Below are 17,204 nucleotides of genomic sequence, written 5' to 3' on the forward strand. Positions count from 1 at the left end.
GGTTGCGCCGCATGTTCGAGTCCCTGACCCAGCGCCTTTCCGGCACCATCGAGCGCCTGCGTGGCCGTGGCCGCCTGACCGAGGAGAACATCCGCGAGGCGACCCGCGAAGTGCGCATCGCGCTGCTCGAAGCCGACGTTGCGCTGCCGGTGGTGCAGGCCCTGATCGAGCGCATCAAGGTACGAGCGGTCGGCCAGGAAGTGCTGAAGTCGCTGACCCCGGGCCAGGCCCTGATCAAGGTCGTGCGCGACGAGCTGACCGCGGTGATGGGCGCCGAAGCCAGCGACCTGAACCTCAACGTGCCCGCCCCGGCCATCATCCTGATGGCGGGCCTGCAGGGCGCCGGCAAGACCACCACGGTGGGCAAGCTGGCCAAGCACCTGAAGGAAAAGCGCAAGAAGAAGGTGATGGTGGTCTCGGCCGACGTCTACCGTCCGGCCGCGATCGAGCAGCTGAAGACCCTGGCCGAGCAGGTGGGCGTGCTGTTCTTCCCGTCCAGCGCCGACCAGAAGCCGGAGGCCATCGTCCGCGCCGCCATCGACGATGCACGCAAGTCGTTCGTCGACGTGCTGCTGGTCGATACCGCCGGCCGCCTGGCCATCGACGAAGCGATGATGGCCGAGATCAAGGCCCTGCACGCGGCGGTGAACCCGGCCGAAACCCTGTTCGTGGTCGACGCCATGACCGGCCAGGACGCGGCCAATACCGCCAAGGCCTTCGGCGACGCCCTGCCGCTGACTGGCGTGGTGCTGACCAAGACCGACGGTGACGCCCGTGGCGGTGCCGCACTGAGCGTGCGCTACATCACCGGCAAGCCGATCAAGTTTGTCGGCGTCAGCGAAAAGCCGGAAGGCCTGGACGTGTTCCACCCGGACCGTATCGCCAGCCGCATCCTCGACATGGGCGACGTGCTGTCGCTGGTCGAGCAGGTCGAGCAGCAGGTCGACAAGGACAAGGCCGCCAAGCTGGCCGAGAAGGTCGCCAAGGGCAAGAAATTCGACCTGAACGACATGCGTGACCAGCTCGAGCAGATGCAGAACATGGGCGGCATCGGCGGCCTGATGGACAAGCTGCCGGGCCTGGGCAACATCCCCGACCATCTGAAGCAGCAGGTCAGCCAGGGCAAGGAAGTGCCGCGCATGATCGCCATCATCAGCTCGATGACCAAGAAGGAACGGCGCAACCCGAACCTGCTCAACGGCTCGCGCCGCGCGCGCATCGCCAAGGGCTCGGGCGTGACGCCGGCTGACGTCAACAAGCTGATGAAGCAGTACATGCAGATGGAAAAGATGATGAGCAAGATGGCCGGCGGTGGCATGAAGGGCATGTTGCGCAGCATGAAGGGCATGATGGGTGCCATGGGCGGCCGTGGCATGCCGTTCCGTTGATGACGGCCCCGGTCGCAGTGTGATGTAGCGCCCGGGCCCACGCTCGGGCGGCGGCGCAAGCGCCGCAGCAGGCGGTCGGGCAACGGGCTCGACGCCACCCCTGTCCCGCGCGCACCATGGTGGCCTGTCCGAAACGATGGGCCGTCATGCAGAGTTCCGCTGTAACTTCCCGCGTCGAGGCGTTCTGCCGGCGCTTTGGCGTATCCGTTCCGATCCTGCTGGCACCGATGGCCGGTGCCTGTCCGGTGCCGTTGTCGGCCGCGCTGGCCAACGCCGGCAGCATGGGCGCGATGGGCGCGGTGTTGTCCTCTTCGGCCGATATCGGTCGCTGGATGGACGAATTCCGCGCCGCTTCGACCGGCCCGGCCCAGGTGAACCTGTGGGTGCCCGATCCTGCGCCGACCCGTGATGTGGCCGCCGAGGCCGCCAGCCGCGCTTTCCTCGCGCAGTGGGGCCCGGACGTGCCGGCCAGCGCCGCCGACGCCACGCCCGCCGACTTCGAAGAACAGTTCGCCGCGCTGCTGGCGGCGCGTCCTGCGGTGGCGTCGACCATCATGGGCGTGCTGTTGCCGCATCACGTGCAGCAGCTGAAGGACGCCGGCATCGCCTGGATCGCCTGTGCCACCACTTTGTCCGAAGCGCGCGCGGCACAGGACGCTGGTGCCGATGCGGTGGTGGCACAGGGCGCCGAGGCCGGTGGCCACCGCGGCGCGTTCGATCCGGCGATGGCCGAGCGCCAGCTGGTCGGGCTGTTCGCGCTGTTGCCGCGCCTGGCCGATCACCTGCAGATTCCGGTGATCGCTGCCGGTGGCATCGCCGATGGTCGTGGCATTGCTGCCGCACTCACCCTGGGGGCAAGCGCCGTCCAGATCGGCACCGCCTTCCTGCGCACGCCGGAAGCGGCGATCGCTTCGGCGTGGGCCGATGGGCTGGCCGCCAGCGAACCGGAAGATACCTGGCCGACCCGCGCCTTCAGTGGTCGCCTGGGCCGTGGCCTGGCCACCGCGTATGTGCGCGCCGCCGCCGCAGATGGGGCGCCTGCGCCGCGTCCGTACCCGGTGCAGCGCGGCCTGACAGCCCCGATGCGCAGGCAGGCGGCGCAGGAAAATCGTCTGGCTGCGATGCAGGCCTGGGCCGGGCAGTCGGCGTGGATGGCGCCGGCGCAGCCGGCCGCCGACGTGCTGCGCGGCATGTGGGAGCAGGCGCAGGCATTGCTGCGATGACGCTGACCTGCAACGGCCTGCCGGCACAGGTGGAAGACCTGCTGCCGGCGCTGGTGAACTATGGCCACTTCACTTCGCTGCAGGTGCGCGATCACGCCGTGCAGGGCTTGGACCTGCATCTGGCGCGGCTGTCACAGGCTACGCGCGAACTGTTCGGCAGCGAACTGGACACGGTGCAGGTGCAGGCATGGATGGCGCAGGCATTGCAGCAGTCAGGGCAGGCCGATGCCTCGCTGCGGGTGACCGTGTACTCGCGCCGCTTCGATTTCCGCAATCCGCTGGCGGCGGTGCCGGTGGACGTGCTGGTGGCGGTGTCCGCACCGGTGGCCCTGGCCGCGCCCAAGCGCGTGCGCAGCGTGGCCTGGCAGCGCGAAATGCCGCAGATCAAGCATGTGGGCACGTTTGGCCTGTTCGCTGAGCGGCGCGCGGCGATGGCGCAAGGATTCGACGACGTGCTGTTCGTGACCGCTGATGGCGAAGTGAGTGAAGGCAGCACCTGGAATCTGGCCGTGCACGATGGTGAGCGGCTGCTCTGGCCACAGGCGCCGGCCCTGCGCGGGACGGCCGAGGCACTGCTGAAGCGGCACTGGCCGGGCCCGCAGGCCACGCAGCCTCTGCAACTGGCGGATCTGGCCGGTGTGAAGGCCGCCTTTGCCTGCAACGCCAGCGGCCTGTGGGCGCTGGAGGCCATTGACGGGCATGTCCTGGCCGGCTCCCAGGCGCTGGCTGAACAGGGCAGGGCGGTGCTGGCGGCGGTGGCCTGGCAGGGATTGGGGGCAGATCCCTTTTGCGGCACAGAAGCGATCTGCCCCCCCCGGGGTTGGCCCGGCCGCGATCTGCCGCTATAATCGCCCGCTTACCTCGCCATCCTGGCGACTGGGCAATAGGAAAAACACCATGGTCAAGATTCGACTGACCCGCGGCGGCGCCAAGAAGCGTCCGTTCTACCACATCATCGTCACCGACGTGCGCAGCGCGCGCGACGGCCGCAACATCGAGCGCGTTGGCTTCTACAACCCGGTCGCCCAGGGCGCCGAGAAGCGCATCGAGCTGGACCTGGCCCGCGTTGACCATTGGGTCAAGAACGGCGCCCAGCCGACCGACAAGGTCCGCAACCTGATCAAGGAAGCGACCAAGTCCCAGGCCGCTGCGGCCTGATCCTGACGGGCCACGCTTCGGCGTGGCCCTCTTGGTTGAAGCAGATGAAAGATATCGAGCGCCGCATCCTGCTGGGCAGGGTTGTCGGCGCTTTTGGTGTGCGCGGCGAGATCAAGCTCGAGTCCTGGACCGAGCCACGATCCGCCATTTTCCGTTACCAGCCGTGGATCGTGCGCAGCCCGTCCGGCGTGGAAACCACGATTGAAGGTGTGCGTGGCCGCGACAGCGGCAAGCACCTGGTGGCCCGTTTTCCCGGGGTCGAGGATCGCGATGTGGTCGAAGCGATGCGCGGCACCGAGATCTACCTGGCCCGCAGTGCCCTGCCGCCGCCGAAGCCCGATGAGTATTACTGGGTGGACCTGGAAGGCCTGGACGTGAAGACCACCGAGGGCGTTGCCCTGGGCCAGGTCTCGCATCTGTTCAGCACCGGCGCCAACGATGTGGTGGTGGTCCGCGGTGACCGCGAGCGGATGATTCCGTTCGTGCAGCCGGACTTCGTCAAATCGGTCGATTTCGAGGCCAACCTGATCGTGGTCGACTGGGACCCCGAGTTCTGAGTGTGAGCATGCGTTTCGACGTCATCACCCTGTTTCCCGAGTTCCTCGCCCAGTCCGCTGGACTGGGCGTGGTCGGGCGTGCGCAGGAGAAGGGACTGTTCAGCCTGCATGGCTGGAACCCCCGTGACTACGCCGAAGGCAACTACCGCCGGGTGGACGACCGTCCGTTCGGTGGTGGCCCGGGCATGGTGATGCTGATCGAGCCGCTGCAGGCCTGCCTGCAGGCGATCCGTGAGGCCGATCCGACCCCAGCGCGGGTGATCTACCTCAGCCCGCAGGGGGCGCCGCTGACCCAGGCCAAGGTGCGGGAACTGGCGGCGCTGCCGCGCGTGGTCCTGCTCTGCGGCCGCTACGAGGGCATCGACGAGCGTTTCCTGGAGGCCAATGTCGACCAGGAGATCTCCCTCGGCGACTACGTGCTGTCCGGGGGTGAACTGGGCGCGGCGGTGATCATCGACGCGGTGGCCCGCCTGCAGGACGGTGCCCTGAACGACGCCGAATCGGCGGCGCAGGACAGCTTCGAGGGCGACCTCGGCCTGCTCGACTGCCCGCATTACAGCCAGCCGGCCCAGCATCCGCTGGGTGACGTGCCGGAGGTGCTGCGCTCGGGCAACCACGCGGCCATCGCCGCCTGGCGCCGCCAGCAATCGCTGCTCCGGACCGCCCAGCGGCGCCCGGACCTGCTGGATGAACAGGCACTGGGCAAGGCCGACCGCAAACTGCTGGAGCAGGGCCGCCAGGCGCAGAAATCCAAGGCCAGCCCCTAGCGCAGGGCTGGCTTTATCGGCTATCATGGCCAATTCCCGCCAGCCCCGGTTGGCGCGCGCAGTACCCAAAACAAACGTGCAGCACAGTTCGGTGACTGCATGAGCCCACGTTGTCGATACGACACGCCCACCCGAACAAGAATCGGTGTAACCCATGAGCAAGCTGAACAAGTCCATCGTCGCGGAATTCGAATCCGCCCAGATCACCCGTGAACTGCCGAAGTTCAGCCAGGGCGACACCGTTGTCGTCAACGTGAAGGTGAAGGAAGGCAGCCGCGAGCGCGTGCAGGCCTACGAAGGCGTCGTCATCGCCACCAAGAACGCCGGCCTGAACTCCTCGTTCACCGTCCGCAAGATCTCGCACGGCTATGGCGTCGAGCGCGTTTTCCAGACCCACAGCGCCATCATCGACTCGGTCGAAGTGAAGCGTCGTGGTAAGGTCCGCGCCGGCAAGCTGTACTACCTGCGTGGCCTGGAAGGCAAGGCTGCCCGCATCAAGGAAGACCTGGCTGCCGCTGCTGCCGCCAAGGCTGCCCGTCTGGCCGACAAGGCCTGATAAACAACTTCGGTTGTTGCCGCGACGGCCACCTTCGGGTGGCCGTTTGCGTTTCCGGCATCGCATCGGCCACGATCAGCTGATGAACGACATCAACCCGCGCTATCCCGCCGTGATCCAGTCGGCGCTGCGCTTTCTCGACGGCAAGGGGCTGGCGCGCGTGCAGTCGGCGCCGTTGCTGCACCGCCTGCTGTGGCGCGCGGGCATCGCGCTGCCACCACCGATCCTGGCTGGTTTTGGTACCAATGCGCTGGTGCAGGGCCTGCTGTTCGGGCTGTTCTGGACCGCGCTGATGTGGCTGATGCTGTGGCAGGGCAGCGAGCGCCCGCTGGCGCTGTTGCTGGTGGCCGGTCTGTTGGCTGGCGCGCTGTTCGGCATCGTGATGGCAGCGCTGATGCGCTCGCTGCGACGCCACCGCAAGCTGCCGGACTGGCGCCGGTTCCGCGCACGGCAGGCGGACTGAGCCGATGGCGCACTGCGCCGTGACCACCCGGCGTGCCTGCGCTAGGCTGCAGCTTCATCCCGATGGACGTATCGTGCGATGCCTGCCAAGCGAACCGCACCTTCCACTGCGCCCACGCTGCTGTCCGGTGGCAACCCGCAGATCGCCAAGGGCGAGGGCGATGCTCCGGTGCAGGCATACATCGCCGCCATGCCGGACTGGAAGCGTCCGATCGGCGCGCGACTGGATGCATTGATCGAGCAGGCCGTACCTGGCGTGCACAAGGCGGTGAAGTGGAACTCGCCGATGTATGCGGTTGCGCCGGGCGAAGGGTGGTTTCTCAGCTTCCATTGCTTCGCCCGCTACATCAAGGTGGCGTTCTTCCGCGGCACGGCACTGGTGCCAGTGCCGCCCGAGCCGTCCAGGAGCGCCGATACGCGTTACCTGCACATCCCGCAGGACGGCCTGCGGGATGAGGCGCAGTTCCTCGACTGGGTGCGCCAGGCCGCCGCGTTGCCCGGCGAGCGCATGTAACCCCGACCTTCTCATTCCTTTCCCGACGAGAACTCCTGATGGCCACGCATGCCCCCAACCCGGCCGATGCCGGAACACCGGCGGCCGAACTGATCGATGCACGCATCGCCGAGCTGGCAGACTGGCGCGGTGAAACACTGGCACGCGTGCGTGCGTTGATCCATGAAGCGCTGCCCGACGTGCAGGAAACCTGGAAATGGCGGGGTACGCCGGTGTGGGAGCACAACGGCATCCTGTGCACCGGCGAGACCTACAAGCAGGCGGTGAAACTGACCTTCGCCAATGGCGCGGCGCTGGCCGATCCCAAAGGCCTGTTCAACGCCAGCCTCGAGGGCAATACGCGGCGTGCGATCGACATCCATGAAGGCGCGATGCCGGATGCCGCTGCGTTCAAGGCGCTGCTGCGCGCGGCGGCGACGTTCAACGCGGCGAAGAAGAAGCGGTAGAGCCGGCCGCTGGCCGGCTGTTGCGCGATGCTGCTGGAGAGGTGTGAGGTTGCCGGCCAGCGGCCGGCACTACCGTGTCATGGGTTGGTCCGTGAGGTTGCCGGCCAGCGGCCGGCACTACCGCAGCGGCGCGGCATCCGGGTCGGCCACCGGCGACGGCGGACAGGCCGGAATCTCCGACGGCGTCGCCAGTTCTTCGGCATGCGAGGGCTTGCCCATCATCTTCGCCTTGCGCCAGCCACCCCAGCGGTAGTACGCCAGCGACAGCAGCATCGACACCAGCGAGCTGACCGGGAAGCTCCACCAGATCGCATTGGCGCCCCAGTACGGCTGCAGCAGTTCGGCGAACGGCACGCGCACGCCCCACAGCGAGCCGGCCAGGATCAGCAGCGGCGGAATCACCGCACCCGTCGAGCGCACCACGCCGGAGATCACGAAGCTGACGCCGAAGAACAGGAACGAACCGATCACTACGTGGTTGAGGTGGCGCGCGATCTCCAGCGCCTGGCTCGCCGGTGGCAGGAACAGCGCCAGCAGCTGGCGATCGAACACCACCAGCGGCAGGATCAACGCGCCGGTCAGCAGGAAGTTGAACAGCACGCCCTGGCGCGCGGTGCCGCGCACGCGATCCCAGCGCTGCGCACCCACGTTCTGTGCGGCCATCGAAGAGCACGCTGCACCGATCGCCATCGCTGGCATCTGCAGGTAGTTCCACAGTTGCAGGGCGGCACCGTAGCCCGCGCCGGTGTCGGTCCCGTACTGGTTGACCATGGTCATCAGCAGGATCACCGACAGCGAGATCAGCACCATCTGCAGGCCCATCGGTACGCCCTTGACCACCAGCGCCTTGAGGATGGTCATGTCGAGCTTGAACAGGCGCATGTCGGCGCGGCCCAGCCACAGGGTATGGCGCTTGTGCCGCATGTACAGCAGCAGGCCGGCCAGCGACAGCGTCTGTGCGACCAGCGTGGCCCACGCCGAGCCGGCGATACCCAGCGCGGGGAACGGCCCCATGCCGAAGATCAGTACCGGGTTCAGCACGATGTCCAGTGCCACCGACACCATCAGGAAACGGAATGGCGTGCGCGAATCACCGGCGCCGCGCAGCGCGGCGGTGAGGAAGGCGAACGCGTAAAGCGTCGGCATCGCCAGGAAGATGATCTGCAGGTAGGCCTCGGCCAATGGCAGCGAAGCGGCCGGCGTGCCCATCGCCGCCAGCAGCGGATGGGCCATGAACCAGCCGGCGAGGGCGATGATCACCGACAGGCCGATGAAGAAGGTGGCACTGGTGCCGACCACGCGACGCGCCTGCGCGATGTCGCGCGCGCCGATCGCCTGGCCGATCAGGATGGTGGAGGCCATGCCGAAACCGAACACCGAGCCGATCAGGAAGAACATGATGTTGTTGGCGTTCGCGGTGGCGGTCAGTGCCGCCTCGCCCAGGAAGCGCCCGACCCAGACCGCGTTCACCGAACCGTTCAGCGACTGCGCGATGTTGCCCGCCAGGATCGGCAGGGAGAACAACAGGAGATTGCGCCCGATCGGGCCGGAGGTCAGGTCAAGCGGCGCTTTGGCCATGGAGTGGTGATCCAATCCCGGGAGGCGCACACTAGCACCAAGCCGGTATGCGGGATGTGGCAATGCATCAACGACTGCAGGTGAAGCGGAGGCTGGCGCTGGCCTTGATCGGCGCCGCGCTGGCCGCATGTTCGACGGGTGACCGGCTGGGCGATACCCAGGTGCGGCCGACCGACCGCCCCGAGTGCCTGGTCGGCAGCCAGCGCCAGGATCTGTCTGCTGGCGTACCCACGTTGATCGGCGGCAGCGGCTGCCGCACCGACCCCGACAACCCGCGTCCCCTGAACAAGCGAACGGAGTAGTCCCTGCCGATGACCGAGCTTTCCCCGCTGTCGCCCAGTGTCCGCCTGGACATCTGGCTGTGGGCGGCCCGTTTCTTCAAGACCCGCAGCCTGGCCAAGCAGGCGATCGAGACCGGCAAGGTCAGCGTTGCCGGGCAGCGTCCGAAATCCTCACGCGCGGTGCGCGTGGGCGAGCAGCTTCAGGTCGACCGTGGTGAAGAGCATTTCGAGGTCCAGGTGCTCGGCCTGAGCGATCAGCGCGGGCCCGCAGCGACGGCGCAGCAGCTGTATGCCGAGAGCGAGGCCTCCAAGGCGCGTCGTGCCGAACAGCGTGCGCTGCGCATCGCCGCGCGCGATGGATTCCAGCCGCCGGAGCACAAGCCGGACAAGCGCGCACGCCGGTTGATCCGCGCGCTGGGCGATATCGACGCGCTGTAAATGATGCGGCGCCGGACCGGGTCCGGCGCCCGCAGACCTCAGCGCTTGCCGCCGAGCAGGCTGCCGCCGATCTTCAGCAGATCGCCCACGCCGAGCTGGCCGTCACCGTCCTGGTCCAGCAGGCTGCCGAGCAGGCCACCGGCGATGCCGCCCTGCTGCTGCACCTGCTGCTTTTCCTGGCCGAGCGCCTTGCTGAGCGAGCCGGCGTCGGCCTGGCCGCCACCGAGACGCTGGGCGAGGAAGGCCATCACGATCGGTGCGAGGATCTGCAGCAGCTGGCTGGTGCGGCTGCTGTCGAGCTGGGTCGCCTGGGCCAGCCCGGTTTCGACCTTCTGCTGGCTGCCGCCGAAGATGTGGCCGAGGATGCCAGCGCCATCGCTGGCGGCACCACCGCCACCGCCGCCCAGTACCGAGCCGAGCACGCTGCCCAGGTCCAGGCCGCTGTGGTTGTTCTGCAGGGCGCCGAGCAGCGCCTGTGCGCCCTGTGGCTGCGAGGCGTTGTTGCCCAGCGCGCCCATCAGCACCGGCAGTGCGGCACTGATTGCCCCGGAGGCCTGGGTATCGCTGATGCCAAGCTGCTGCGACACCTGCTGCAGCGGAGCGCCCTGCAGTTTGGCGAGAAGTTCATCGGTCAGGCTCATCTGCGGAATCCTTGGTTGGGGTGGGGCGTGCCGAAGGTACGATGCGGACCGTTAAAACGGCGACGCCGCCTCACAGGGAGGCGGCGTGCCGTACACGGGGGCGATCAGAGCTCGATGTCTTCCGCGCCCGGGGTCGCGGTGGGGAAGTCCGCTTCCGGCTGCGCCGCCTTGAACGGATCCGACGGCTGGCTGGCCAGCGCCTTCAGCGCCGCGGCGACGCCGGCACCGTAGGCCGGGTCGGCCTTGCTGCAGTTGTCGATGTGGCGCTGCTTGATGAAGTCCGGTGCATCCCCCAGGGCGCGGGCGGTGTTGGCGAACAGGCGGTCCTTCTGTGCCTGGTTGTAGCTGCGGAACAGGGCGCCGGGCTGGCTGAAGTAGTCGGCGTCGTCCTCACGGAAGTTCCAGAAGTCGGCGTCGCCGCGGATCTTCATCGGCGGTTCGCGGTACTGCGGCTGTTCCTGCCACTGGCCGTAGCTGTTCGGTTCGTAATGCGGCAGGCCGCCGTAGTTGCCATCCACGCGCATCGCACCATCGCGGTGGTTGCTGTGCACCGGGCAGCGTGCGGCGTTGACCGGAATCTGGTGGTGGTTCACGCCCAGGCGATAACGCTGCGCATCGGAATAGGCGAACAGGCGTGCCTGCAGCATCTTGTCCGGCGACGGGCCGATGCCCGGCACCAGGTTGCTCGGTGCGAACGCCGACTGCTCCACGTCCTGGTACCAGTTGACCGGGTTGCGGTTCAGCTCGAACTGGCCGACTTCGATCAGCGGGTAGTCGCTCTTCGGCCATACCTTGGTCAGGTCGAACGGATGGATGCGGTAGGTTTCCGCCTCCAGCTCGGGCATGACCTGGATGAACAGCTTCCACTTCGGGAAGTCGCCCTTCTCGATCGCGGCGAACAGGTCGCGGCCGTGGCTTTCGCGGTCATGGCCGACCAGGATCTGCGCCTGCGCGTCGGTCAGCGATTCGATGCCCTGCTGGCTGACGAAGTGGAACTTCACCCAGAAGCGCTCGCTGTCGGCGTTGGTGAAGCTGTAGGTGTGCGAGCCGAAACCGTGCATGTGGCGGAAGCTGCGCGGAATGCCGCGGTCGCTCATCACCACGGTCACCTGCAGCAGGGCTTCGGGCAGCAGCGTCCAGAAGTCCCAGTTGTTGCGTGCGCTGCGCAGGTTGGTATGCGGGTCGCGCTTGACTGCCTTGTTGAGGTCGGCGAACTTGCGCGGGTCGCGCAGGAAGAACACCGGCGTGTTGTTGCCGACCAGGTCCCAGTTGCCTTCTTCGGTGTAGAACTTCAGGGCGAAGCCGCGGATGTCACGCTCGGCGTCGGCGGCGCCACGCTCGCCGGCCACCGTGGTGAAGCGGGCGAACATCTCGGTCTGCTTGCCGACCTTCTCGAACAGCTTGGCGCGCGTGTACCGGGTGATGTCGTGGGTGACGGTGAAGGTACCGAACGCGCCCGAGCCCTTGGCGTGCATGCGGCGCTCGGGAATGATCTCGCGGTTGAGGTTGGCCAGCTTTTCCAGCAGCCACACGTCTTCCATCAGCAGCGGGCCGCGCGGGCCAGCGGTCCTGCTGTTCTGGTTGTCCACCACCGGTGCGCCGAAGGCCGTGGTCATCGGCGTGACCGGATCGTCGCCGTGCTTCTGCTTCGGCGTGGTGCTCAGTTCACGCTGCTGCTGGGCGCCTTCTGCCGGCGACGGAGCGGTGTGATACGGGCACTTGGGACTGTTGTTATCGGACTGGCTCATGGCTGGCTCCTGCGGGTGAAGACGGGGGTGGAACATCTTCACTCGACTTTAGCTAGGGCCAGATGAAATGAATAATCGAATGATCCGTTCAGGCTGATAGTTTCTGTCAATTGAAACGAAGAATCGGATTTACAGGGCCTTTCGGACAGCCGCCCGCGCCGTGGCGGGAGGCCGGGGCCGGGCGCGGCAGGGCTAGAGCAGCGCCTTCAGCCGGTACAACGCTTCCAGTGCCTGCTTCGGGGTCAGCTCGTCCGGGTCGATGGCGGCCAGCGCTTCCTGGGCCTTGTTCGACGGCGCGGCGAACAGCCCGAACTGCTGCGGCGCATCCAGTGCCTGTGGCGCCAGTTCGGCAGCATGGCTTTCACCACCGCGCTGCTCCAGTTCGGCCAGGCGACGGCGTGCCTGTGCCACGGTGGCGCGCGGCAGGCCAGCCAGTGCCGCCACCTGCAGGCCGAAACTGCGGTTGGCCGGACCATCCTTGACCGCGTGCATGAACACCAGCGCCTCGCCGTGCTCGACCGCATCCAGGTGCACGTTGGCGATGCCGCTGCGGCCGCCCTCGTGTTGTTCGTTGGCCAGCGCGGTCAGCTCGAAATAGTGGGTGGCGAACAGCGTGTAGCAGCGGTTCTGGTAGGCAAGGTGGCGAGCCACCGCGTCGGCCAGCGCCAGGCCATCGTAGGTGGAGGTGCCGCGGCCGATCTCGTCCATCAGCACCAGCGAATGGGCGGTGGCGTGATGCAGGATGTAGCTGGTCTCGGCCATCTCGACCATGAAGGTCGACTGCCCGCGCGCAAGGTCGTCACCGGCGCCGATGCGGGTCAGGATGCGGTCGATCGGGCCGATCACCGCACGGCTGGCCGGCACGAAGCTGCCGATGTGGGCCAGCAGCACGATCAGCGCGTTCTGCCGCATGTAGGTCGATTTACCGCCCATGTTCGGGCCGGTGATGACCAGCATGCGACGGTCCGGATGCAGGTCCAGGTCATTCGGTTCGAACGGCTGCTCGCGCACCGCCTCGACCACCGGATGGCGGCCGCGCTCAATCTTCAGGCACGGTGCCGTTTCCAGTTCCGGGCGCGACCAGTCCAGCGCCTGCGCGCGCTCGGCGAAGGCGGCCAGCACGTCCAGTTCGCTCAGCGCAGCGGCGCACTGCTTCAACGGTTCCAGCTGTTCGCCGAGGGTATCCAGCAGCTGCTCGTACAGGTACTTCTCGCGCGACAGCGAACGGTCGCGCGCGGACAGCACCTTGTCTTCGAACGCCTTCAGTTCTTCGGTGATGTAGCGCTCGGCATTGGTCAGTGTCTGGCGGCGGGTGTAGTGCACCGGCGCACGGTCGGACTGGCCCTTGCTGATCTCGATGTAGTAGCCGTGCACGCGGTTGTAGCCCACCTTCAGGGTGGGAATGCCGCTGCTTTCGCGTTCGCGCTGTTCCAGGTCCACCAGGAACTGGTCGGCATGGGTGGACAGGCGGCGCAGCTCGTCCAGCTCTTCATCGAAGCCGTCAGCCAGCACGCCGCCGTCGCTCAGTTTCAGCGGTGGCATCTCGGCGATGGCACTGGCCAGCAGCTGCGCGCACGCATCGTGTTCGCCCAGTGCGGCGTGCAGGGCCTGCAGGCGCGGCGAATCCAGCGGCGCCAGCACTTCGCGCACGGCCGGCAACAGGCCCAGGCCGTCACGCAGCGTGGAGAAATCGCGCGGGCGCGCCGAGCGCAGCGCGACGCGGGTGAGGATGCGTTCCAGGTCGCCCAGGCGCCGGAACTGTTCGCGGATATCGGCGTCGCTGCCGCGGTCGATCAGGGTTTCCACCGCATGGTGACGGTGTACCAGGACCTCGCGCAGGCGCAGCGGGCGGTGCAGCCAGCGCCGCAGCAGGCGGCCGCCCATCGGCGTCACCGTGCTGTCGAGCACGCCCAGCAGGGTATTGCGGGTATCGCCGTCGACGCGCGTGTCCAGTTCCAGGTGGCGACGGGTGGCGGCGTTCATCGCGATCGCCTCGCCAGCGGTTTCCATGGCGATCGAGGTCAGGTGCGGCAGGCGCTGCTTCTGGGTCTCCTCGACATAGCCAAGCAGGGCACCTGCGGCAGCGGTCGCGCGCGGCTTGTCATCGATGCCGAAGCCGCTCAGGTCGTGCAGCTTGAAGAAGGCCAGCAGCTGGCGGCGGCCGCTGTCGGCGTCGAACAGCCAGGGGGCGCGACGGCGCACGCCGGTGCGCTGGCGCAGGAATTCCGGCCAGTTCTCTTCGTCGGGCACCAGCAGCTCTGCCGGCTCCAGGCGGGCCAGTTCGGCTTCCAGTGCGTCGTCGGTCTCCACTTCGTTGACCAGGAAGCGGCCACCGGCCAGGTCGGCCCAGGCCAGGCCGTAGCCCTGCTTCGTGCGCGACAGCGCCATCAGCAGGGTGTCACGGCGCTCGTCCAGCAGCGCTTCGTCGGTGACGGTGCCGGGGGTGACGATGCGCACCACCTTGCGTTCGACCAGGCCCTTGGCCAGCGCCGGATCGCCGATCTGCTCGCAGATCGCCACCGACTCGCCCAGCGCCACCAGCCGTGCCAGGTAGCCCTCGTAGGCGTGCACCGGGACGCCGGCCATCGGGATCGGCGCGCCACCGGAGCTGCCACGCTGGGTCAGGGTGATGTCGAGCAGGCGCGCGGCCTTGCGCGCATCGTCGTAGAACAGCTCGTAGAAATCGCCCATGCGGAAGAACAGCAGCAGGTCCGGGTACTCGGACTTGGCTGCGAAGAACTGCTTCATCAGCGGGGTGTGTTCGGCGGACTTGTCTTTGGACATGGGACTCGTGGATCAGGGCGTCCGGCCGCGCCGGAGGGCGGCGGCAGCGGAGCCGGTACAGGGCCCTCCATGGTAACTGCTGGGGCGCAGGGTTGCGGCCACCGATGGCAGGCCGGTACGGCACGGAAAGGGGGTCAGGCCGGGACCAGGGTGATCTGCCGATGGCTGCCAAAGATCTGCATGACGATTTCGAAGTAGGTCGGTCCCTCGCCCTGTTGCAGGGCCTGCAGCTGGCGGGCAATGGCCTGCGTATTGAAACTGCCCGGTGTGTCCAGCTTTGCCTGCAGCCATTGGCGGGTGGTGTCCATGCCCAGGGCCGCGCGGCTGTGGGCGATATCGCGCCAGATCAGCGTGGCCTGCGCCTGCCCGGCCAACGCGCCATAACTGCCATGCAGCAGGTCGTCCAGCGCGTCCAGGCTCGGCCCGAGCTGCCACGCCTCGCCAGCCATGAACACGCGGTTGATCTCCGCGTACAGGGTGGCGATGTCATTGATGGCGCTGCCTTCGATCTGCAGGACGATGGTCATGCGCCGACTGTAGCGTGACCCGCGCGTACGGCGTGTGCGGCTGAACGGATTCGCTTTGCGGGCGTGGGCCGTGCACCGCATACTTCGCGGCTGCACCTCGCTGCACGGCTGTCGCGCAGCAGCATGCGCTGCTTTGCAGGCACGAGTGCAACGCGCGTTCCGCAACCTGCCAACGCTTTGCCGCGAGCCTTTGCACCGGGCTCACGCGCGTCCTCCGGAAATCCACCCTTCAGAAACTTCCGCGCCGGCCGATCTGTACCGCGGCATTGCGCCTGTCGCGCGATGCCGTGGCTGTCCATGGTGGCGCAGCCGCAGTTCGCGTTCCTGCAGCACCGCGGCTGGCACCGCGGGCGCTGGCAGGACGATTTCGAATGGAACGTAGAGTGGAAACAGGGAAGAAGCACCCGGGGCCGAGGCTCCATCGTGGTTGGTCGTTGATGCTCGCCGTTGCCGCATGGCCGGCGACCGCCCAGCAGGCCGGTGATCCCGCCGCGCAGGAACTGCTGCGGCAGCAGGAGCGCGAACGCGTGCTGCGCGAGCAGCAGGAACAACGCCCCGACGTCCGCCTGGAGCGGGACGCGCAGAAGGAGGGCGACCGCCTGCCGGCGCAGGAGCACCCGTGCGTACGCATCGATCGCATCGTGCTGGAAGGCGAAGACAGCCAGCGCTTCGGCTGGGCACTGGCGGCGGCCGACCCGGCGGACGATCCGGCCACTGGCCGTTGCCTGGGAACCGAAGGCATCAACGTGGTGATGAAGCGTGTGCAGAACGCGATCATCGCCCGTGGCTATGTCACCACGCGCGTGCTGTCGGCACCGCAGGACCTCAACCAGGGCACGCTGGCGTTGTCGGTGGTGCCGGGCCGGTTCCGCGAGGCCGTGTTCTCCGATCCGCAGGGACGGCATCCGGCCCTCGCCAATGCATTGCCGATCCGCAGTGGCGGCCTGCTCAACCTGCGTGACATCGAGCAGGGCCTGGAGAACCTGCAGCGCGTGCCCACCGTCAGCGCCGACATCAAGATCGCGCCGGCCGACGGCGAGGGCGCGGCGCCCGGCCAGAGCGACCTGCAGATCGACTGGACGCAGCGTTCACCGGTACGCGCCAGCGTCACCCTGGACGATGCCGGCAGCCGCGGGACCGGGAAGCTGCAGGCCAACGCGACGCTGTCGCTGGACAATCCGCTGGGCCTGAACGAGCTGTTCTACGTCAGTGCTGGCCGCGGCGTGTTCAACGGCCGCGGCAAGGACACCGACAGCTGGACCGCGCACTACGACGTGCCCTACGGCTACTGGCTGTTCGGTGCTACTGCCAGCGCCTACGACTACAGCCAGAACGTGGTCGGTGCTTTTGAACGCTACGACTACAGTGGCCGCAGCCGCAACGCCGAGGCGCGGGTGGACCGGCTGCTGCTGCGCAATGCCAAGGTCAAGTTCAGTGCCTACGCACGCGGCTGGCAGCGCGAGTCGAAGAACTACATCGACGATACCGAGATCGAAGTGCAGCGCCGCCGCACCGCCGGCTGGGAACTGGGCCTGACCCACAAGCAGTTCATCGGCACTGCCACGCTCGATGCCAGTGTGGCCTACCGGCGTGGCACGGGCGCCTTCCACGCACTGCGTTCGCCGGAAGAGATGGCGCAGTTGTGGGACCCGACGTTGCCGCTGGAAGGCACCTCGCGGATGAAGCTGATCACCGCCGACGCGCAGTTCAGCGTGCCGTTCCAGCTGGGCAAGCAACGCCTGCGCTACACCGCCGCATGGCGGGCGCAGTGGAACCGCACACCGCTCTCGCCACAGGACCGCTTCGCCATCGGTGGCCGCTATACCGTGCGCGGTTTCGACGGTGAAAGTTCGCTCAGCGGCGAGCGTGGCTGGTCGCTGCGCAACGATCTTTCGCTCGGTATCGGGGGCGGCCAGGAGTTCTACGTGGCTGCCGACTACGGCCGCATCGGCGGCCCATCCGCGCAGTGGCAGTCCGGCCATGACCTGGCCGGCATGGCACTGGGCCTGCGCGGCGGCTGGCAGCAGCTTTCCTGGGATGGCTTCGTCGGTTCGGCGCTGCGCAAACCCGCCCATTTCCCCACCGACTACACCACATTCGGCTTCAGCCTGGCCTGGCGCTACTGATCTGCCACAA

18 protein-coding genes are annotated in these 17,204 nt (G+C 67.6%); 13 read left to right on the top strand and 5 right to left on the bottom strand.

Annotated elements, in window-relative coordinates:
* The first annotated feature begins 11 nt into the window (after positions 1–11).
* The 10 genes from ffh to ACMGRF_RS04095 all read left to right on the top strand — a co-directional run bounded on the left by ffh (position 12) and on the right by ACMGRF_RS04095 (position 7,071).
* A complete protein-coding gene (gene ffh, locus ACMGRF_RS04050) occupies positions 12–1,388 on the top strand; it encodes a signal recognition particle protein (RefSeq protein WP_005408591.1) in 1,377 nt (458 codons plus the stop codon).
* Between the two features lie 146 nt (positions 1,389–1,534).
* Positions 1,535–2,611: an NAD(P)H-dependent flavin oxidoreductase gene (locus ACMGRF_RS04055; protein WP_099494779.1), complete on the top strand. Its 1,077-nt coding sequence runs from the start codon at positions 1,535–1,537 to the stop codon at positions 2,609–2,611.
* Positions 2,608–3,459, top strand: a complete 852-nt coding sequence (locus ACMGRF_RS04060) for an aminotransferase class IV family protein (RefSeq protein WP_180879683.1) — start codon at positions 2,608–2,610, stop codon at positions 3,457–3,459. The genes ACMGRF_RS04055 and ACMGRF_RS04060 overlap by 4 nt, the downstream gene beginning before the upstream one ends.
* A 49-nt stretch (positions 3,460–3,508) precedes the next feature.
* Positions 3,509–3,769, top strand: coding sequence for a 30S ribosomal protein S16 (gene rpsP, locus ACMGRF_RS04065; protein ID WP_005415733.1), 261 nt, complete (start codon positions 3,509–3,511; stop codon positions 3,767–3,769).
* Positions 3,770–3,813: 44 nt separating this feature from the next.
* Positions 3,814–4,326: a ribosome maturation factor RimM gene (gene rimM, locus ACMGRF_RS04070; protein WP_414485656.1), complete on the top strand. Its 513-nt coding sequence runs from the start codon at positions 3,814–3,816 to the stop codon at positions 4,324–4,326.
* Positions 4,327–4,334: 8 nt separating this feature from the next.
* Positions 4,335–5,093: a tRNA (guanosine(37)-N1)-methyltransferase TrmD gene (trmD, locus tag ACMGRF_RS04075; RefSeq protein ID WP_049417407.1), complete on the top strand. Its 759-nt coding sequence runs from the start codon at positions 4,335–4,337 to the stop codon at positions 5,091–5,093.
* Positions 5,094–5,247: 154 nt separating this feature from the next.
* Complete coding sequence (gene rplS / locus ACMGRF_RS04080; RefSeq protein WP_005415736.1) at positions 5,248–5,649, top strand: 50S ribosomal protein L19; 402 nt, start codon at positions 5,248–5,250, stop codon at positions 5,647–5,649.
* Positions 5,650–5,731: 82 nt separating this feature from the next.
* Positions 5,732–6,112: a DUF6404 family protein gene (locus tag ACMGRF_RS04085; protein WP_049417408.1), complete on the top strand. Its 381-nt coding sequence runs from the start codon at positions 5,732–5,734 to the stop codon at positions 6,110–6,112.
* A gap of 78 nt (positions 6,113–6,190) precedes the next feature.
* On the top strand, positions 6,191–6,625 hold the full coding sequence (locus ACMGRF_RS04090) for a DUF1801 domain-containing protein (protein ID WP_049417349.1): 435 nt from the start codon (positions 6,191–6,193) through the stop codon (positions 6,623–6,625).
* 38 nt (positions 6,626–6,663) lie between these two features.
* Entirely contained in the window at positions 6,664–7,071 is a 408-nt protein-coding gene (locus ACMGRF_RS04095; RefSeq protein WP_049417351.1) for a DUF1801 domain-containing protein, read from the top strand.
* Positions 7,072–7,188: 117 nt separating this feature from the next.
* On the opposite strand, the gene ACMGRF_RS04100 is transcribed toward ACMGRF_RS04095, so the two are convergent.
* Positions 7,189–8,649 carry an MATE family efflux transporter gene (locus ACMGRF_RS04100; RefSeq protein WP_049417353.1) on the bottom strand — a complete coding sequence of 487 codons (1,461 nt, stop codon included), beginning with the start codon at positions 8,647–8,649 and terminating at the stop codon, positions 7,189–7,191.
* Between the two features lie 62 nt (positions 8,650–8,711).
* Between ACMGRF_RS04100 and ACMGRF_RS04105 the strand changes: the two genes are divergently transcribed.
* Both ACMGRF_RS04105 and ACMGRF_RS04110 read left to right on the top strand, forming a co-directional pair.
* Entirely contained in the window at positions 8,712–8,951 is a 240-nt protein-coding gene (locus ACMGRF_RS04105) for a hypothetical protein (protein WP_005412658.1), read from the top strand.
* A gap of 9 nt (positions 8,952–8,960) precedes the next feature.
* The gene (locus ACMGRF_RS04110) at positions 8,961–9,368 is read left to right on the top strand and encodes an RNA-binding S4 domain-containing protein (protein WP_049417354.1); all 408 of its coding nucleotides are present in this window, start codon (positions 8,961–8,963) and stop codon (positions 9,366–9,368) included.
* Between the two features lie 38 nt (positions 9,369–9,406).
* Here the strand turns inward: ACMGRF_RS04110 and ACMGRF_RS04115 are convergent, their stop codons facing one another.
* The 4 genes from ACMGRF_RS04115 to ACMGRF_RS04130 form a co-directional block, all read right to left on the bottom strand.
* Complete coding sequence (locus tag ACMGRF_RS04115; RefSeq protein WP_049417355.1) at positions 9,407–10,009, bottom strand: DUF937 domain-containing protein; 603 nt, start codon at positions 10,007–10,009, stop codon at positions 9,407–9,409.
* 104 nt (positions 10,010–10,113) lie between these two features.
* Positions 10,114–11,673, bottom strand: coding sequence for a catalase (locus ACMGRF_RS04120; protein ID WP_414485905.1), 1,560 nt, complete (start codon positions 11,671–11,673; stop codon positions 10,114–10,116).
* Between the two features lie 276 nt (positions 11,674–11,949).
* Complete coding sequence (gene mutS / locus ACMGRF_RS04125) at positions 11,950–14,541, bottom strand: DNA mismatch repair protein MutS (protein ID WP_312546747.1); 2,592 nt, start codon at positions 14,539–14,541, stop codon at positions 11,950–11,952.
* 134 nt (positions 14,542–14,675) lie between these two features.
* Positions 14,676–15,068, bottom strand: coding sequence for a barstar family protein (locus ACMGRF_RS04130; protein ID WP_049417404.1), 393 nt, complete (start codon positions 15,066–15,068; stop codon positions 14,676–14,678).
* Positions 15,069–15,505: 437 nt separating this feature from the next.
* Here ACMGRF_RS04130 and ACMGRF_RS04135 point away from each other — a divergent pair, with 437 nt between their 5' ends.
* The gene (locus ACMGRF_RS04135; protein WP_414485657.1) at positions 15,506–17,194 is read left to right on the top strand and encodes a ShlB/FhaC/HecB family hemolysin secretion/activation protein; all 1,689 of its coding nucleotides are present in this window, start codon (positions 15,506–15,508) and stop codon (positions 17,192–17,194) included.
* Positions 17,195–17,204: the final 10 nt, after the last annotated feature.

Origin of the sequence: Stenotrophomonas sp. EMP41, from assembly GCF_047495535.1 — a bacterium.
GTDB lineage: Bacteria > Pseudomonadota > Gammaproteobacteria > Xanthomonadales > Xanthomonadaceae > Stenotrophomonas > Stenotrophomonas sepilia.